This is a genomic window from Oceanospirillum sp. (genome assembly GCF_048265165.1).
Classification (GTDB): domain Bacteria; phylum Pseudomonadota; class Gammaproteobacteria; order Pseudomonadales; family Halomonadaceae; genus Oceanospirillum.
On the sequence record NZ_JBLXCD010000002.1, the window covers coordinates 194,694 to 211,982 of the forward strand.

A 17,289-nucleotide genomic window follows, 5' to 3' on the forward strand; every position below is an offset into this window, starting at 1 on the left:
ACCGGAAACCATCATGTTTCCGGCTTTTGCTTCCACGTTTTTTCACCGTTGACAGGTTAACCCTTGACCGGATTACTGGCGTGGTTTACGCAGCGTTTTCTTGTGCGTGAAATAACCGCGCTGACGCATCAGCTCACGCCGCAGTTCAGGGTGTGGTGTGAATTTATCACGACCATGCAGCCAGAAGTGGTTATTGATCAGCAGGAAGCTACCTACGGGAACGCGAACCGACTGAGTACCTTTACTGGATTCAAAAGACTCACCCAGCTCAGACAGCCACACACCTTCTTCCAGGTTAGCGGGTTGTGCAAACTGATCAATGTAAGATGTAATTGGCTTGCCATCCACGTCCAGGTCGAATACCGGGTGATAGATATCTTTAGAAATATTCTTACTCGGCGGCACAGCCCAACGAATCGGGCGATAAGCCATCGGGTGAGTAGAGAAGGTTTCCAGATCTTCCCAGTCATCCAGATGCAGCAGAAGAGAGTTGCCGCCGTCCATGTTTTGCTCATCAACTTTTAGCATCAGGTTGAAGTCAGTATCTTCTTCAACGTAAGTGCCATCATTGTGCAGCTCCATTACACGGTGAGGCTGACGCAGATAGCTGTCAGATTTATCAACATTCACAACGGCAAAGCGGGCATAGAACTGTCCACTCATGGCATCAAAGTTAGAGCGCCCCATCAGATGAGCAACGGCAGTACAGAACCGCACCATATCCTCAGCCTGGGACACATCATCCAACCCTTCCGGCTTAATCAGTAATGCGCCGGTTTGGCGGTCTGTCAGCGTATCCGCCAAAAATGCCTGCAGTTTATTACCGCAAAGGTCATCCAGAACTTTAGCCACACGAAAACGCAGGAAGGATTTATATTCCAGCGCCTGAATTGGCCACTCTTCGATGGCAGCCAGAAATTTCTCAACGGTTTCCTTGCTGAAAGTCAGATCAAGGATGCGGCCATTACTCTGTTCAGAAACAGATACGGTGAAACCTTTATATTCAGTGCCTGCGGTTAGGCCATGACGTTCAATAACAGTGCTCATTGGGTAGCTCCTGCAGTGTGTAATGCTGCTATCAAATAGGGTTTTTGTTCAATTCAGCTTCATTCTCAGAAGCCAGGGGACACTTAAAATGTCTCGATAAAGAAATAATATATTCATTATATAAAAATATCTACATTTTTTGCTAATAGCGATAAAATCAGATTTCCAGGCAGGAAAGAAACAGAGGGTGAGTTGTAAGGCTTGAGACTCTGTTTATAATCATCAGCACGCATCACCCCGCGCGTAACCTAGGGAACACGACCTGAGAGATGAAAACATCAGTGATAAACAGCACACAGACCAGTGGCCAGGCATACGGCGCTACCGATAAAGAGATGGAAAGCAGTAAGGCCAATCAGGCCACCATTGCGTATCGTTTGCTGAAGCAGGACATTATCAATGGTGCTTATCAGCCCGGAGATAAGCTGCTGATGAGTCATCTGAAAAGTCATTACGAGATTGGTGCCGGCCCAATGCGTGAAGCGCTGTCACAGCTGGTGGCAGATCGCCTGGTCACAGCGATCAGTCAGCGAGGCTTTCGTGTCGCAGAGATGTCTGAAGAAGAGCTGACGGATATCTACGATGCCCGCGCTCACCTTGAAGCCCTGATTACCGGCCTTGCAGTAGAGCGTGGCGATGAAGACTGGGAAGCGGAAGTGCTGGGCGAAGCCCATAAGCTATCACGGGTAAATGAGATCAACACACCGGAAGAGATGCTGCAGGTATGGGATAGCCGACATAAGTCCTTCCACCAATCCATTGTGAATGGCTGTGGATCTTCCAAGCTTCTGGAGCTGCGCGCTTCACTGCTGGATCAGGCGGAACGCTACCGTCAGCTCTGGCTGAAACAAACCGTATTCTCTCAAAACGCACTGGAAGAAAAACGTCAGGAACATGCAGAGCTGGTCGATGCGCTGCTCAAACGGGATAAAACCAGAGCCGCTGAGCTGATGTACCACCATATTCTCAGCCCTATTGCGATTATCAAAGAAAGACTTCCGGGCTGAATCTGACCTCTGGTCTCTATACCGAAGTAGAGGTTGAAGTGGTCGCGTTAAAGAGGCTTTAAGCCTACTTTTGTGATGATATCACCTTCGACCTCCACCACAATCCAGCGAATGCCGTGCCACTCAAACTGATCACCCACTACCGGGTGGCCACCAAAGCGGGAGCACATCAGCTCCCCCAGCGTCATCTCATTTTGATCGGGGCTGACCGTTAGCCCATATAAAGCGGCCAGATCTTTTAACGGCGCATCGCCGCTTAGGGTGAAGTCACCAAAAAAGCTACGGATCTTCTCTTTGCAGACTCGCGGGGCTTCATCAAACATCTTGTTCAATGCGGGCAGGTCCGCTTCGCGGCAGATAATACATACCATATCGCCCTGCTGAAGCCGTGTTCCACCGGAAGGATGTATCAGCTGCTTTTCGCGAAACACCGCTGCGATCCGTGCCCCGGAAGGAAACCGTAACCGTCGCAACTCTACATTATTCAGTGCCTCAGAACTCAGACGATAGGTTAACAGCTCATAATCTGTGTCAGGATACACGCCCAGTCGGGTGCGCCGCTTAGGTTCAAAAACAGGAGGCAGCTCCATCTTCAGCCAGCGCGCTGCCAATGGCAACGTACTACCCTGAATCAGTAGTGAGATCAGTACGACATAGAAAGCAATATTAAAATACAGATTAGATTGCTCTACCTCAGCTATCACAGGGAAGATAGCTAATACGATGGGCACAGCACCCCGCAAGCCTACCCAGGAGATAAAGCTTAGCTCTCTTATATTAAAACGGAAAAAGGGCTTCAGGCAGAGAAAAACGGCTAAAGGACGGGCAACCAGAATCATACCTAAAGCAAGCAATGTTGCTGGCAAAGCAACAGCCCACATCTGATGAGGCGTGACCAAAAGCCCCAGAATAAGGAAAAGACCAATCTGACTTAGCCAGGCCAGGCCGTCGTTAACCGGCAAAATATACTGCAGGTGCACCGAACGGCTATTACCGATAATCAGACCCGCCAGATAGATCGCAATAAAACCACTACCACCCAGCAGATTAGTCGCGGCAAAAAGGCCTAACCCGGCACCGGTAACCAGTAGCGGGTAAAGTCCCGGCGCCAGATTTAACCGCTTCAAAAGACGCGCGAACAACCAGCCGCCCACCAAGCCAAAGGGCAAACCAATACCAAACTGCTTCACAAAGATAAAGAGAACTGACCAGGCATCAGGATCAGGCTCCGTCAACAGAGTAATCAGGGTAACCGTTAAAAAAATGGCCATTGGGTCATTAGTGCCGGACTCAATCTCCAGCGTAGCACTGACCCGCTCATTAAGACGCACCCCCTGACCTCCCAGCATGGAGAAAACAGCAGCGGCATCGGTGGATCCAACAATGGCTCCTACCAAAAGACCTTCCAACAGTGATAGATCAAACAACCACATTGCCAAGAAGCCTGTTAAACCACTGGTCACAAGCACACCGAGTGTCGCCAGCGATAATGCAGGCCTGAGACCAACCCGAAAGGTTGTCATCCGGGTTCTCATTCCCCCATCAAGCAGAATAATCGCCAAAGCCAAGTGCCCAATCACATAGGCTGACTCAAAATCTGAGAAATTAATTCCGCCCAGGCCATCCTCGCCCGCCAACATCCCGATGCCGAGAAAAACAAACAATAACGGCATACCCACACTGGCCGAAATTCGACTGGCAAGAATACTGAGACACAGCAAGAGAGCTGCAATAAGAAAAATAAGATTCAGGTTGTCCATCAAAGTCTCCCGGGAGTGAAGGGGAAGTCACATCCCTCATATGCTACACACTTGATGGGAAAAGAAAAAATCTAATACACCCTGTATAAAAAAAGGCCGCATCAAAAGCGACCTTTTTTCAGTGCAGAGCTAAAAAGCGGGTTACCACTTCTTCTCATCGCGTACGACAAACACCGAGCAGTTAGCATGACGCACAATCTTCTCAGCATTAGAGCCAAGCAGATAGCTGGAGAAACCGGGGCGGCCCGCAGCGACAATAATCACCTCAGGCTTAACCTTATCCGCCTCTTCCAGCACAGTATCATACACAACACCGGACTTTACCCGGCATTTGCCGCGCAGATGCTCAGGTACATATTTTTTAAACAGCTTTTTCACCTGCTGTTTCATATCCCCAAGAGCCTGCTTCACCGCATCTTCCGATAAAGAAAAGTTACCGTGATGAACAAGGTTCTGATCAACATAAACCGCGTGGATCTCGCCTTTTTCATCACCAATCAGCTGCTGCGCCAGAGCAACCGCTTTAGGGAACATGTCTTCGTGTTCCAGATCCATCGGGATCAATACCGTGTTGTACATAATCTACCCCATTACCTTATTTGGCAGCCACATCACCAGATCCGGGTTCAGCATACAGATGATCAGCACCATTAGTTTCAGCAAAATGAAAGGCGTCACCGATTTATAGATATCGAGCATGGTGACATCCGGAGGGGCAATCCCCTTCAGATAGAAAAGCGCAAAGCCATACGGCGGCGTCTGAACTGCGATCTCAATATTCAGGATCATCAGGATACCAAACCAGATCGGATCAAAGCCAAGGTCAACCACGATAGGGGTGAACAAGGGCGCACACATCAGCACGATAATAAATTCGTCGATGATAAAGCCCAATCCGAGCATCACCAATTGCATCAGGATGATGACACCCAACGGCGGCAGACCCAAGTCCTGAGTAAAGTTAGCAATCATATCCTGAACGCCCATCAGCAAGTGGAAATTGCTGAACAAGGAAGCACCCAGAATAATCCACATAGCCACAGAAACCAGCATCGCGGTTTCCATACCTGCCATTCTGAACATGCCTAAACGGAAGCGTTTAAAGAAAAAGGCCAGAATAATCGCCCCGACAACACCGATAGCACCGGACTCTGTTGGGGTCGCAATACCACTGATAATACTGCCCAAAACAGCAAAAATCAGCAAAACAGACATAAAGCCATCACGCAAGGTACGTGCTTTCTCCTTCGGCGTCATTTTGGCTTCAGCACCGGTTCCCAACGGAGCCCGATCCGGATTCATTTTGCAGCTGATCAGGATGTAAGCCACCATCACAATAATGGCAAGCAGCGCAGGAAAGAGCGCCGCGATAAACATCTTGCCCACAGAGTTCTGGGTTGAAGCCGCAAACATAATCATAGGCACACTGGGTGGAATCAGAATTCCCAGACCACCGCCTGCCATGATCACACCCAGAGCCAGGCGTTTGTCATAGCCACGATCCAACATCGGTTTCAGAGCGATACTGCCGGAGGTCATAATACCGGCTCCGATAATGCCCACCATCGCACCGATCATGGAGCAAACGCCAATCACACTAATCGCCAGTGAACCGCGCACTTTGCCGATAACCAACTGGCTGGCATTGAACATTGCATCACCAATGCCCGACCGGGTCAGCAACTGTCCCATATAGATATACAGAGGAATCGCCAGCAGAATAAAACTGAATAGGGTCGCCTCAAAGGTATTAGGCAAGATATTAAAAATACCTTCACCCCAGGTTGCATACCCCACCGCCATTGCGATGCCACCCAGTGCAAAACCAACCGGCGCACCCAGGGCAAAACTCACCAGAATACAGAGCAGCAGAACACCGCTGAGCAACTCAATTCCCATCTTCTGTGTCCTCTTCTTCCGGCTCAGAAATCAAAGCCTGGCCCGCAATAACGTAATAGATATCTTTAACCATATTGCTGCTGATCTGTAGTGTAATCAGCGCACCGGATACCACCAGCATCATCCAGAAATGATGTGTGTGGGGGGCCCAATTACTCATCTTGCGGTAGTTAAACTGCAAGGCTTCGCCAAATTTTTCATAGGCAATCATCATCAGAACGAACATGAAAAATGCGGCGAGAATACCCGTCAGGACATCAAAAATACGCTTTGTTTTGGGTGATACAGTCAAATAGAGGATATCAACATTAATATGAGTCTTTTTCTGGTAGGCGTATGCACCACCGAGACCAACCAGATACGCAAAAAAGAATAATGCGAGATCCTGAGCCCAGATCGTAGGTTGATTGAAAAGGTACCGGGAGCCAACCTCATAGGCGATAACAATTGCCAATAGCGGCATTAAAACAGAAACACTTTTCCCTATAAAACGTACCAACCGATCAATCCATGAGCAGTAGAATATAAATATCTTTTTGACCATAACGCTATGCCTGCAATAAAAAATAAAGGGCGGAGTACGCCCTTTATTTAACAACGGAACCTGACATTCCAATAAGCTCAGAGCTTATTGCTGTTTTTTCAGGATCTCAATCAGCTCTGCACTGAATTTGTCAGCTTTCGCATAATCGTCCCATAGAGACTCACCCGCTTTTTTCCAGGCTGCATTATCAGCTTCGCTTGGTTGTGGGCTCCATTTCATGCCTTTTGCTTCCATATCGGCAATCGCTTCCGCTTCCCACAGACGGGATTTAGTCATCTGCTCACGGGCATGGATTGTCGTTGCTGCTTTAACAATCGCTTTCAGGTCATCCGGTAGTTTGTTCCAGGCTTTCTGGTTAACCACAACAGGCAGTACCTGAGCGCCAGCCAGCGGTAAACGGTACATATACTTAGCAACTTCTACGTGGTTACCATCGCGGTGGTCAATAAGGTTAGAACCGATAGAACCATCGATGACACCAGTCGCCAGACCTGTATAGATCTCACTCCAGGTCATAGATACCGGTGAGGCACCCAGGTTACGAACAAACTTGCCGTATGCACCTGGCGCACGCAGTTTCAGCCCTTCGAAGTCAGCAACTGAGTTAATTGGTTTTTTAGTCAGCAGATAAACCGGAGGCTGAATGTAAGGATCTAAGTAAACAAGTCCCTGCTCACCATAAGCACGGGTCAGTACTTCGTTCCAACCGTCTTCGTGGAACAAAACACTCAGTTTAGCGACATCAGCAGTACCGCCAGGCAGACCTACTTCAACGATACCTGCAGGCAGTTCGCCAGCATTCATCGGCTGGAAGTGCGCACCCATCGTGATCAGGCCAGACTTAACCGCACCCAAAATACCTGTAGTGGAAACACCTTCACCGGCATACATCATTTTTACAGAGATACGGCCACCGGACATCTTTTCGATGTTCTCAGCCATATTGCCGTAAACTTCACCAAAAGCAGTACCACGGGAGTACAGGTTAGCAAAACGCCAGTTATGCTCAGCAGCTTGTGCAGAAGTGGACGTAACAGCACCCAGGCCCATTACGGCAGCCAGGGAACCCGTTAGAATCTGTTTCTTGAGTTGACCGATTTTTTTCAGCATCTTTTTGCTCACTTTAATTGTTATTTCAGTTTAGGGGCATCATCTGCACCGGGGTAACCATCTGAAGTGGTTTTTAACCGGTAATAGGGTCGACGATAAGAGGACATCATCGGGACTACAAAACGTGCGAAACAAATGGAGAACTTAACCCTTGCGGGAATCATCGCCGTAAACCACTAAAAATAGCAGGCTATATCAGTGGTATGTCAGCATCGCGTCGCAGACTAAGAGTGAAGGTATATAGACACGTTAAATAAGTAAAGGATATGACAATTATACTTATGATAATTTTTTTTGATACATAAGTGCCTGCTGTATTGATGAGCAGACCATCATGAATTTGCACCAGATTGGCCCAGAGAAAGGAAATAAGTGATTATTTTCAATAAGATAGCCTTTATTCTATTTTGGAAAATTGATCTAGCTCAGGGTAAGGTCTAATACCCATACGCCTTCCAGGTCTTTCAGGGGAAAAATCATGAGGGAACAGCGGCTTCTTTTTGGGGCATTTTTTCTGTTTTTTTCCTGGTAACTGAAAAAGCTTTTCAGACCCGAAATTTGGGGTGCATAGCCAAAAAAAGCCTGAAATAAACAAAAAAAAGAGAGCACGGCAAAAGCGCTCTCTTTAGACTAAAGGCTGACACACATACGGATACCTGCAACGGCAAGATAACTACCTCTCCGAGATAACCCCTTTTGCTAACAACTGCTCTATCTGCTCAATCGTCAGGCCCGTTTCCTCCAGCACTTTACGGGTATGCTCTCCCAACAGAGGTGCAGGTTTCTCATAGGTAATAGGCGTACCGGACATTTTCAACGGGTTAGCTACGGAAGGTGACGTGCCATTTTCAGATCTCCCATGGGCAATTTCAACTTGCATTTGGCGGGCTTTAATCTGTGGGTCATCAAAGGCTTGCCCAATATTATTAATAGGCCCGCAAGGTACTGAAAGTGCCTCCAAGGCGGTAATCCAGTCCAGGGTTGTTCGCATCTGAACCAGGGGTTCAAGAATACCCAACAGCACGTCACGATTGGCGACCCGCTGAGCATTAGTTATGAAGCGCTCATCCTGTGCCAGGTTTGGCTTGCCGGCTTCCTGACAGAATTTAGCAAACTGAGCATCGTTACCCACCGCCAGAACCATATAACCGTCAGCAGTTTTGAAGCTCTGGTAAGGCACAATATTGGGATGAGCGTTACCAAGACGTGTGGGTGAGTTACCGGACACCAGATAGTTCATTGCCTGATTAGCAAGGCAGGCAACCTGCACATCCATCAGAGCAATATCAATATACTGACCCTGGCCAGTTTGCTCCCGTGATGCCAACGCCGCCAGTACACCCGTTGTGGCATACATTCCTGTCAGAATGTCTGTCAGGGCGACTCCCACTTTCTGCGGGCCAGCCCCGGGACGGCCATCTTTCTCACCGGTGATACTCATCAGACCACTCATCGCCTGAATCAGAAAATCGTAGCCAGCACGCTTAGCATAGGGGCCATCCTGGCCAAAACCAGTAATGGAGCAATAGATTAACTGAGGGTTAACTGCTTTCAGGCTTTCATAATCCAAACCATATTTCTTCAATCCGCCGACTTTGTAATTTTCCAGTAAAATATCACTCTCTGCCGCCAGACTTCTAATAATTTCCTGCCCCTGGGGACTGGTGATATCTAACGCTAAGGAGCGCTTACTACGGTTTGCACATAAGTAATAAGCAGCTTCGCCGCGCGGATCATTAGTAACCGGCATCCACGGAGGCCCCCAGCTACGGGTGTCATCACCGCGTAATGGTCGCTCGATTTTAATGACATCAGCTCCCAAATCTGCCAATACCTGTCCTGCCCAGGGGCCAGCCAGAATACGGCTCATATCCAGTACCCGAACATGAGATAGCGCGCCCATAAGAATCTCCCTAATTCGCACGCTGCTCCTGAATTGGAGTAGCTTTTCGCTTTATTATTTATTTTATCTTTAGCAAATTAACGAGACGGGAATGATAATTACAATATATAGTAGGTATAGTTTTGATAACTAACATGAATGGTGGGTCATGGATATTAAGCGCCTGAAGTATTTCTGCGCACTGGCACAGATAGGCAACTTTACTCACACAGCAACTTATCTTGGTATTGCCCAGCCGGCATTGAGCATGGCGATCAAGAAACTGGAAGAAGAGGTTGACCTGAAACTGGTCAACCGAGCTGAACGTAAGATGGCGCTAACCTCTGACGGCAAGGTGTTGCTGCGTCACGCTCAAAAAATTCTTGATGCAGTAGGCGACGCGGAGCTGGAACTACAGGAGCTGAAAGGCTGTGAAACCGGCACTATTCAGTTTGGTGCATCCAGCATGCTCAGCTCCTACTATCTACCGGAAATACTGGCCCAATTTAAGCGTCAGTACCCAAGAGTCCGAATCAATCTGGTGGAAGCCGGTACCGCATCCCTGCAGCAGATGCTGCTGGAAGGTGAACTGGATATCGCACTGGTACGGCTGGATCGGCCCCACGAACAGATCCGCAGCGTAGAACTGTTCCATGAGGAGATCGTTGCCTGCGTACCTGATGACCATCCACTAGCTAACCATGCCACGATTACATTGGACACGTTCTGTCGGGAACCACTGATTCTGTTTCGGGAGGGCTACTTTCTTCGGGAAGCGGTCAGTAAATACTCCAAACAACAACATATCAAGCTGGATATCCGCTTTGAAACGAACCTGATTGAGCTACTGAAATCTATGGTAAGTAACGGGGTCGGTATCAGTACAGTACTGTCCGGTATTATTCGGCCGGAGGACAACCTGAGGGCGATCCCGTTTGATTCAAGAATCCCGCTGAATATCGGACTTGGCTGGAAGCGAAATCACTACCTTTCCAAAGCAAGCCGTGCTTTTGTTGATTTTATGCAGGAGCACCTGACTGAAAATCTGGTCAGTAAATCCAGCAACACAACAACAGCAGCCAAGCCTGTTCCTCATATCCTGCCACTCCCCATCAGGGAAGAGCCCTGACAGGCGCTAGCCGATGTAGCGCAGGCGCGCAGTTCCGACCCTGTGCTTTACTGCGATACATAGCAACATCTGCATTTTTGATCAGTTGCTTGGCATCAATGCCATCATCGGGATAAAGTGTCAGGCCAATACTGGCAGAGATATTCAGGGTTACACCATGGATGACAACAGGCTCAATGACTGCCTGCAAAACTTTATCAGCTACCCACTCTGCAGCCTCATAACCTGCAATGTCCGGCAGGATGATATTAAATTCATCCCCCCCAATCCTGGCGATAACATCACTCTCACGAAGAGTTCTCTGCAAACGGACAGCAATCTCTTTCAGCAGCTCATCTCCCACCTCATGGCCGTGGTCATCGTTCACCGACTTGAAATAATCCAGATCCAGATACATCAGAGCCAGAGACTGTTGCTGCCGTTGCGCTTGTTTCAGTGCAATATCCAGCCGATCCTTGAACAGACGCCGGTTGGCTAACCCTGTCAGTGCATCATAGAAGGCCAGTCGCTCCATACGCTCCTGCTCGTGTTTAAGAGCGGTAATATCTTCACTAACATAGACCAGATGAGTAATAACATTATCATCGTTACGAATCGGTGCCACAGAACTCATCACCCAAAACGCTTTCCCCTTGTAATCTTTAAATCTGCGCTCTCCATGCCAGACATCACCGGCCTGAACAGTGTCACGGATATTATTCTGTAGCTCCGGCTCCTCATCATCAGATATCAGTAATCCCACAAACTGACCTTTCAACTGAGCCTCATCATAGCCTGTGGCCTCAATAAGGCTGTGATTAACATAATCAATCTGCTGATCACTATCCGTTATCATGACAAAGCTGGCTGAGTGCTCCACCGCCTGCGAAAGCTGAGACAGCTGCTCACTCATTTTAGCGGCTTCAATCGCAATAGCTCCCAGATGAGCATTAACCATCATAAGTTCCATCTGATCACGGGTTGGCTCAGAAGGCGATGAGTAATAGATAGCAAATGTGCCCAGCACCTTTCCCAAGCGGTTCTTAATCGGCATCGACCAACAGGCAGCCAGCCCCGCCCGGGAGGCAAGATCAGCAAAACCAGCCCAGTAAGGATGCTTTCGGATATCTCTGACAATAACAGGGCGGCCTGTGTAAGCCGCCGTACCGCATGAACCTGCACCTTCACCTATCGACAGGCCACTCACCGCCTTATTATAGAAACCTGGTAAGCTAGGCGCAGCACCCAGCTGAAGTGTATTGCTAAGCTCGTCAACCAGCAAAACAGAGCAGTAAATCCCCGGATAAAGCGTTTCAGTAAAGGTTACCAGCTCAGAAAAAATATCTGGTAAGGGAGACCCTTCCGCCAGTTTTTCCAACACCGTATTGCGATGCGTATCGATCTGCCGCATGCGGTTATCCGACGTTATATCCTCACTGATTGTCAGTACCCCACCAAAGCGGTCACAACAGCCAAGTAAGGGGAGCCTCAACGTTTCAATTAAATGAGATTCACCACTCTTTCCTGTCAGCCAGCGCGACTGTGAGTGTCGGGCGTTAGATAAGCGAACCTGCTCATCCTGCTGCTCCATTGAGAGATAGGTCTCTTTATCCGTAAAAAGATCCCGTGCACATTTGCCTATCACCTCATTCCGGGAAAGCCCCAAAAAATCCAGATAACTTTGATTGCACTCAATGTAACAGCCGTGCTGATCCTTAGCTGCAATAAGTAACGGCAGATGGTCTATCAGGTTTCGTAGTATCTGGTGGCTTTCCGACAGGCACTGATACTCATCTTCTTTCAGTCTAAGCCGAATATGGTTTTTCTGTTTCAATTGATTAAAGCGCCATAGTTGAACAGTCAACACAACGCATAAAATACTGGTCAGTACCAGCCCGCCAAGCAGAAGGCTGTTACCCCCAAGTGTTCCGGATGAAGCGATAAAGCCTGAGATATTCAATGGTGTTATCTCTATATTTGGGAGCCGGTGACTGACTCGTTAAAGACCGATAGAAAAATCGCCATGCCCCTGCGGGTAAGAAGCAATTACCACGATCTATTCTTACTAATTATATATTAGTAATGTTTTCCCGGTCTGTGATGTCAATCTAAGAAAACGAACCGGATAATCTAAAGTACCACCACCCATAGCAGCCACGGCCGCGACCGATTCACGTTCAGATACAAGATAGCTCAGCACAACAGGAATAGATGGTCTACCCTTTGTATCAGGTACGGTGATTTGCACGCATCCGCAGGAGGTCTTTATGTTTCAACACCTATTTGGGGTGATCTATCACCCAAAAGCCCAGTGGGAAGAAATTCGTGAAGAGAAGTACACTTGGGTTGACTGTTATAAAAACGATCTGGTTTGGCTGGCAGCCATTCCTCCGCTGTGTATGTTCATTGGCGCCACTCAGATGGGCTGGAGCGTCGGGGGTGGTGAATATATAAAAATGACGCTTGCCAGCGCATTACCCATATCCGTCGCCTTCTACTTTGCTCTGCTGACCGGCGTTTATGTGATGGCTAAATCTGTGCATTGGATGGAGCAAACCTATGGTGCCGATGCCGGTTTTGACCGCTGCATGGTGCTGACCACTTATACCTCAACCCCCTTATTTATAGCGGGTTTTGCAGGGCTCTGGCCCGCTCTTTGGTTTGTGGTATTTGCAGGACTTCTCGCCATGACGTATACCATTTATTTACTCTATAACGGCGTCGAGACTGTAATGGATATCCCTGAAGAACAGGCGTTCATGTTCGGAACATCAATCCTGACCGTTGGTCTTGTGGTATTAGTGGGCATGATCGTAACCAGCACTGTACTCTGGGGTATGGGTATGATGCCTGTATTTACCCAGTAACAGAAAGTCCGCCCTCCCCTTTATTCCCTGAACACCCCACACCCCGTCACATGGATGTGACTTCCTAATTTCGGACTCTGTTTTTTTATGTTCCCTGCTAATCCTTTCATGACCTTTGCGAATGAATTACCTACAATTCACCCTGACCGTATCAATAGCCTCTGCTCGTACCGGAATTCGCATGACCCGAAAGAAACAAAGCATGACTTCGAAGAATTCACCTCTGCCCTACCGGGACGGAGTACCGCCAAGCTACCTGATTTTACCCTGTGATGAAGAGCACCCTAAAGGTCGCTGGCCAAACCTGTTGAGTTTCCTGCAACACCGCTTTCCTCATATAGATCCCGAACTGCTGCGCCAGCGTTTAGCAAAAGGCGACCTGATGAACAACAACGGGGAACCTCTGACGGAAGATGCTGAGTTTATTGCCGGGATGAAAATATGGTACTACCGCGAAGTACCGGATGAACGGCCAGTGCCTTTTCAGGAAGATATTATTTATGAAGATGACCTGATCGTCATTGCTGACAAACCGCACTGGCTATCAACCATCCCCTCGGGACGCCATTTGAAAGAAACCCTGTTGATTCGCCTGAGAAACAGACTGCAACTTCCTGATCTGGTTCCGGCTCATCGACTGGACCGGGAAACCGCAGGCCTGGTGCTTCTCTGTAAGCAACCGCAACACAGAGGTGCATATCAGACGATGTTCCAACAGCGGCAAGTCAAAAAAACTTATCGCGCTGTAGCGGGTATCAACCCAGAACTGAAGCTGCCACGGATTCACCGGAGTCTGATGGTGAAAGGGGATTACTTTTTCACCATGAAAGAAGAAAAAGGCGAGCCTAACAGTGAAACAGCCATCACACTGCTTACCAGACAAGGTGATAGAGCACTCTACGAAATGAAGCCACATACCGGACGCCAGCATCAGCTGAGGCTACACTTGTCAGCAATGGATATCGGTATCGAGAACGATCCTTGGTATCCCAACGTTCAGCCGGAAGCAGATCACGATGATTTCAACACTCCACTTCAGTTACTCGCTTATACGTTAGAATTTACTGACCCAGTTACCGGCGAAAATCGCTTTTTTAAAAGCAATCTCCAACTGACGATTCCACACCCGGCAACCTGATCGCTTGTTTCTAGCCGTTAGAATAAACCGTTCATTACGCAGCAAAAGTATCTGATTAAAACAAGGAGAGTCTTATGTACAAGCTCGCTTTTTTCGTTCCGGAATCTCATCTTGAACCAGTTAAAAATGCAGTTTTTGAAACCGGTGCCGGCCGTATTGGTCACTACGAGCATTGCTGCTGGCAAGTGAAAGGACAAGGGCAGTTCCGGCCGCTGGCAGGCAGTCACCCCCATATAGGAGCACAAGGTCAACTGGAAACAGTGGAGGAGTATCGGGTAGAGCTGGTGTGCGAAGACAAACTGATCAGGCAAGCAGTGGCTGCGATGAAACTGGCGCATCCATACGAAGAGCCCGCCTATGATGTCATCCATCTTGAAGAGCTATAAGACAGCTCAGAGAACAGGCTGAGCAAAGAAAAGCCAGTCATCAACTGGCTTTTTCGGCCTCTATCGCAGCATAAAAGCGGTCTCGGTCTTCCTGGCTGACATCGCATTGATGCATAGGAAACTGGCCCTTTTTACGGTCTTCAAAATAGAGACGTAAGGTTTTTTCAATGGTCGGAAATGCCAGCTCTCCCCAAGGAATCTCTTCCTCTGCAAACAGCTCAACCTCAAGACTTTCCGGCCCGGCGCCGTACTCAGGTTTTGGCATATCCGCCAGAAACATCATATAAACCTGGCTGATCACGGTTGTGTCGATTAATACATAAAGATGGCTGATATCCACCTTCGCCTGAGCTTCTTCCCAGGTCTCACGGGCAGCCGCTTCAACCGTAGTTTCTTCGTTTTCCATAAAGCCCGCAGGAAGTGTCCAATAGCCTATACGCGGCTCAATGGCGCGCTTACAGAGCAAAACTTTATCACCATAAACCGGAACAGTACCCGCTACTATCTTAGGGTTGTGATAATGAATCGTATGGCAGGCATCGCAGATATGGCGGGGACGGTTATCATCATCCGGTATGCCGATCCGAACTTTCTCACCGCATTCACTACAAAAATTCATCCTAAAAACGGTCCTTTATCCGGGGGCTCCCGCTCTTTAACGAGGCCTCAATTATCAGGCTGATGTCATCAGAGGGCACAGGCCTCTGACGCACTAGTTCACAGAATACGGCAGAAATTACAAATTGACTAGCGTCAAACTTTTCCCTGTGGCAGGTTTCTCCTTTACTATAAACAGTCTCCCAGATAACAGAGATTAAGCGTTGTGACTGCTGAACGATCCGACCATCCGACTCATCACGAAAAAAGCACGCTTACCGGACAAGGTAATGATTACCTGGCACGTCTTCGTGAAAAGCTCGTCCACTTTGAGCCTTCCCGCATCAAGGGATCTCATCCTGATGCGGCAGTACTTATCGCCCTAACCGATGACCCCTTTGAGCCGGAGATTATTCTGACCCGCCGGGCCTCTCATCTGTCCAGCCATTCAGGCCAGGTAGCGTTTCCCGGAGGAATGCGGGATAAGACAGATCGCAACCTGAAGCATACCGCGCTACGTGAAAGTGAAGAAGAAGTCGCTATGCCGCCCGAATGTGTGGAGATCATCGGCAAGTTAAATCAGGTGGTGTCACATATGGGAGTCCGCGTCACACCTTGGGTTGGTATTGTCCCTGCAAATATAGAGCTGACCGCCAATGAAGATGAGTTAGATGCTATTTTCCGTGTCCCTCTGAGCTTCTTTCTAAAGGATGAGCGCCACCATACCGACGTGATTCCTGTAGAAAAGCGCGCTATCTACGTGCCTTGTTATCATTTTGACGAATTTGTTATCTGGGGACTTTCTGCCATGATGCTGGTGGATCTTCTGGATACTGGTATTGGGGCTGATATATCCCTGACTAAAGCGCCGGAGCCCGGTAGCCCACTACGCCACCTTGAGCCCAGCAAGCATCGACGGGTGAGCGAGTAAACGGCCAGAAGAACAAAAAATAAAAAACACAAAAATAAAAAGGAGCCAATCGTGATTTATGACCTAGGAGATAAACGTACCGAATTCGCCTCTGCAGAGCACTTTGTCGCCCCCAGTGCAGATCTGATCGGTGATATCAGAATAGAACACCAGGCCAGTGTGTGGTTTAACGTCACTGTTCGGGCAGATAACGACAGAATTACCATCGGTGAACAGTCTAACGTACAGGACGGGTCAGTCCTGCATGTTGATAACAAGATGCCACTAACACTGGGCAAAGGGGTTACAATTGGCCATAAAGTAATGCTACATGGCTGCGACATTGGTGATTACAGTCTGGTGGGTATGAATGCGGTCGTTTTAAATGGTGCGAAAGTTGGTAAATACTGCATAATTGGCGCAGGTGCTGTCGTCAAAGAAGGCATGGAGATCCCGGATGGATCTCTGGTGGTTGGTGCTCCGGCGGTGATTAAGCGCCAGATTACAGAGTCACAGTACGCCATGCTGGAGGCCAGTGCTCAACACTATGTGGATAATGCCGCACTTTATCGGGAACAGCTTAAGCCCAGATCCGGCCATTAGGCTGGTATAGGTCTGGCTTCATAAACAGCCCTAAAAGCAGTTCGCTTTTGCTATAGTGGCACTTGCCAGAGGTCTCTTCGGCCTGGCAGACAACAGATGATTTCTATTGGAGTTTTTTGTGAATCATAAAGAATCTCTGTCTCAGGCCATACAACCTAAGGCAAATGAAACCAAGGCGACGCCATCACCTTGCGTCAGCCTTTGTGCGCTCAATGATGAAGGTTTTTGCATAGGTTGTTATCGTGATGGTAATGAAATCCGTCTTTGGAATACCTACAGTGATAACCAGAAGCGCCAGGTATTAAATAGCTGCCAGCGTCGGGCCAGTCTTGACCAGGCATTTATCACCTTGTAAGCGACATTCAGCTCTACCCGGTTGTGAAGAATCGTGCCTACCCTACTAAAAATAATCATCTTCACATCCGGTTTTC

The 17,289-nt window shown here is 48.4% G+C and carries 17 protein-coding genes; 8 read left to right on the forward strand and 9 right to left on the reverse strand.

Annotation, left to right across the window (positions count from 1 at the left end):
* Window positions 1-72: 72 nt before the first annotated feature.
* Window positions 73-1,047, reverse strand: a complete 975-nt coding sequence (gene glaH, locus ACN0R8_RS04470; protein ID WP_417595493.1) for a glutarate dioxygenase GlaH — start codon at window positions 1,045-1,047, stop codon at window positions 73-75.
* 281 nt (window positions 1,048-1,328) lie between these two features.
* Here glaH and csiR point away from each other — a divergent pair, with 281 nt between their 5' ends.
* Window positions 1,329-2,054, forward strand: coding sequence for a DNA-binding transcriptional regulator CsiR (csiR, locus tag ACN0R8_RS04475; protein ID WP_417595495.1), 726 nt, complete (start codon window positions 1,329-1,331; stop codon window positions 2,052-2,054).
* 47 nt (window positions 2,055-2,101) lie between these two features.
* Here csiR and ACN0R8_RS04480 read toward each other — a convergent pair whose 3' ends face one another.
* From ACN0R8_RS04480 to ACN0R8_RS04505, 6 genes are all read right to left on the reverse strand, one after another.
* Window positions 2,102-3,814, reverse strand: coding sequence for a potassium/proton antiporter (locus ACN0R8_RS04480; protein ID WP_417595497.1), 1,713 nt, complete (start codon window positions 3,812-3,814; stop codon window positions 2,102-2,104).
* A gap of 141 nt (window positions 3,815-3,955) precedes the next feature.
* A complete protein-coding gene (locus ACN0R8_RS04485; RefSeq protein ID WP_417595499.1) occupies window positions 3,956-4,393 on the reverse strand; it encodes a universal stress protein in 438 nt (145 codons plus the stop codon).
* Window positions 4,394-4,396: 3 nt separating this feature from the next.
* Entirely contained in the window at window positions 4,397-5,713 is a 1,317-nt protein-coding gene (locus tag ACN0R8_RS04490; protein WP_417595501.1) for a TRAP transporter large permease, read from the reverse strand.
* Window positions 5,703-6,212: a TRAP transporter small permease subunit gene (locus tag ACN0R8_RS04495; protein ID WP_417595503.1), complete on the reverse strand. Its 510-nt coding sequence runs from the start codon at window positions 6,210-6,212 to the stop codon at window positions 5,703-5,705. The genes ACN0R8_RS04490 and ACN0R8_RS04495 overlap by 11 nt, the downstream gene beginning before the upstream one ends.
* 129 nt (window positions 6,213-6,341) lie before the next feature.
* Complete coding sequence (locus tag ACN0R8_RS04500) at window positions 6,342-7,367, reverse strand: TRAP transporter substrate-binding protein (protein ID WP_417595505.1); 1,026 nt, start codon at window positions 7,365-7,367, stop codon at window positions 6,342-6,344.
* Window positions 7,368-8,040: 673 nt separating this feature from the next.
* A complete protein-coding gene (locus ACN0R8_RS04505; protein ID WP_417595507.1) occupies window positions 8,041-9,270 on the reverse strand; it encodes a CaiB/BaiF CoA transferase family protein in 1,230 nt (409 codons plus the stop codon).
* Window positions 9,271-9,418: 148 nt separating this feature from the next.
* On the opposite strand from ACN0R8_RS04505, the gene ACN0R8_RS04510 reads away from it, so the two are divergent.
* The gene (locus ACN0R8_RS04510) at window positions 9,419-10,378 is read left to right on the forward strand and encodes a LysR family transcriptional regulator (protein ID WP_417595509.1); all 960 of its coding nucleotides are present in this window, start codon (window positions 9,419-9,421) and stop codon (window positions 10,376-10,378) included.
* Here the strand turns inward: ACN0R8_RS04510 and ACN0R8_RS04515 are convergent.
* The gene (locus ACN0R8_RS04515) at window positions 10,362-12,317 is read right to left on the reverse strand and encodes a diguanylate cyclase domain-containing protein (protein ID WP_417595511.1); all 1,956 of its coding nucleotides are present in this window, start codon (window positions 12,315-12,317) and stop codon (window positions 10,362-10,364) included. The genes ACN0R8_RS04510 and ACN0R8_RS04515 overlap by 17 nt on opposite strands.
* A gap of 307 nt (window positions 12,318-12,624) precedes the next feature.
* On the opposite strand from ACN0R8_RS04515, the gene ACN0R8_RS04520 reads away from it, so the two are divergent.
* The 3 genes from ACN0R8_RS04520 (at window position 12,625) to ACN0R8_RS04530 (ending at window position 14,748) form a co-directional block, all read left to right on the forward strand.
* Window positions 12,625-13,224 carry a Yip1 family protein gene (locus ACN0R8_RS04520; protein ID WP_417595513.1) on the forward strand — a complete coding sequence of 200 codons (600 nt, stop codon included), beginning with the start codon at window positions 12,625-12,627 and terminating at the stop codon, window positions 13,222-13,224.
* 202 nt (window positions 13,225-13,426) lie between these two features.
* A complete protein-coding gene (locus ACN0R8_RS04525) occupies window positions 13,427-14,362 on the forward strand; it encodes a pseudouridine synthase (protein WP_417595515.1) in 936 nt (311 codons plus the stop codon).
* 74 nt (window positions 14,363-14,436) lie between these two features.
* Complete coding sequence (locus ACN0R8_RS04530; protein WP_417595517.1) at window positions 14,437-14,748, forward strand: NGG1p interacting factor NIF3; 312 nt, start codon at window positions 14,437-14,439, stop codon at window positions 14,746-14,748.
* 40 nt (window positions 14,749-14,788) lie between these two features.
* Here the strand turns inward: ACN0R8_RS04530 and ACN0R8_RS04535 are convergent, their stop codons facing one another.
* Window positions 14,789-15,367: an NUDIX hydrolase gene (locus tag ACN0R8_RS04535; RefSeq protein ID WP_417595519.1), complete on the reverse strand. Its 579-nt coding sequence runs from the start codon at window positions 15,365-15,367 to the stop codon at window positions 14,789-14,791.
* Window positions 15,368-15,571: 204 nt separating this feature from the next.
* On the opposite strand from ACN0R8_RS04535, the gene ACN0R8_RS04540 reads away from it, so the two are divergent.
* The 3 genes from ACN0R8_RS04540 (at window position 15,572) to ACN0R8_RS04550 (ending at window position 17,213) form a co-directional block, all read left to right on the forward strand.
* The gene (locus ACN0R8_RS04540; protein WP_417595521.1) at window positions 15,572-16,276 is read left to right on the forward strand and encodes a CoA pyrophosphatase; all 705 of its coding nucleotides are present in this window, start codon (window positions 15,572-15,574) and stop codon (window positions 16,274-16,276) included.
* Window positions 16,277-16,327: 51 nt separating this feature from the next.
* Complete coding sequence (locus ACN0R8_RS04545) at window positions 16,328-16,858, forward strand: gamma carbonic anhydrase family protein (protein WP_417595523.1); 531 nt, start codon at window positions 16,328-16,330, stop codon at window positions 16,856-16,858.
* A gap of 118 nt (window positions 16,859-16,976) precedes the next feature.
* Window positions 16,977-17,213: a DUF1289 domain-containing protein gene (locus ACN0R8_RS04550; protein ID WP_417595525.1), complete on the forward strand. Its 237-nt coding sequence runs from the start codon at window positions 16,977-16,979 to the stop codon at window positions 17,211-17,213.
* Window positions 17,214-17,289: the final 76 nt, after the last annotated feature.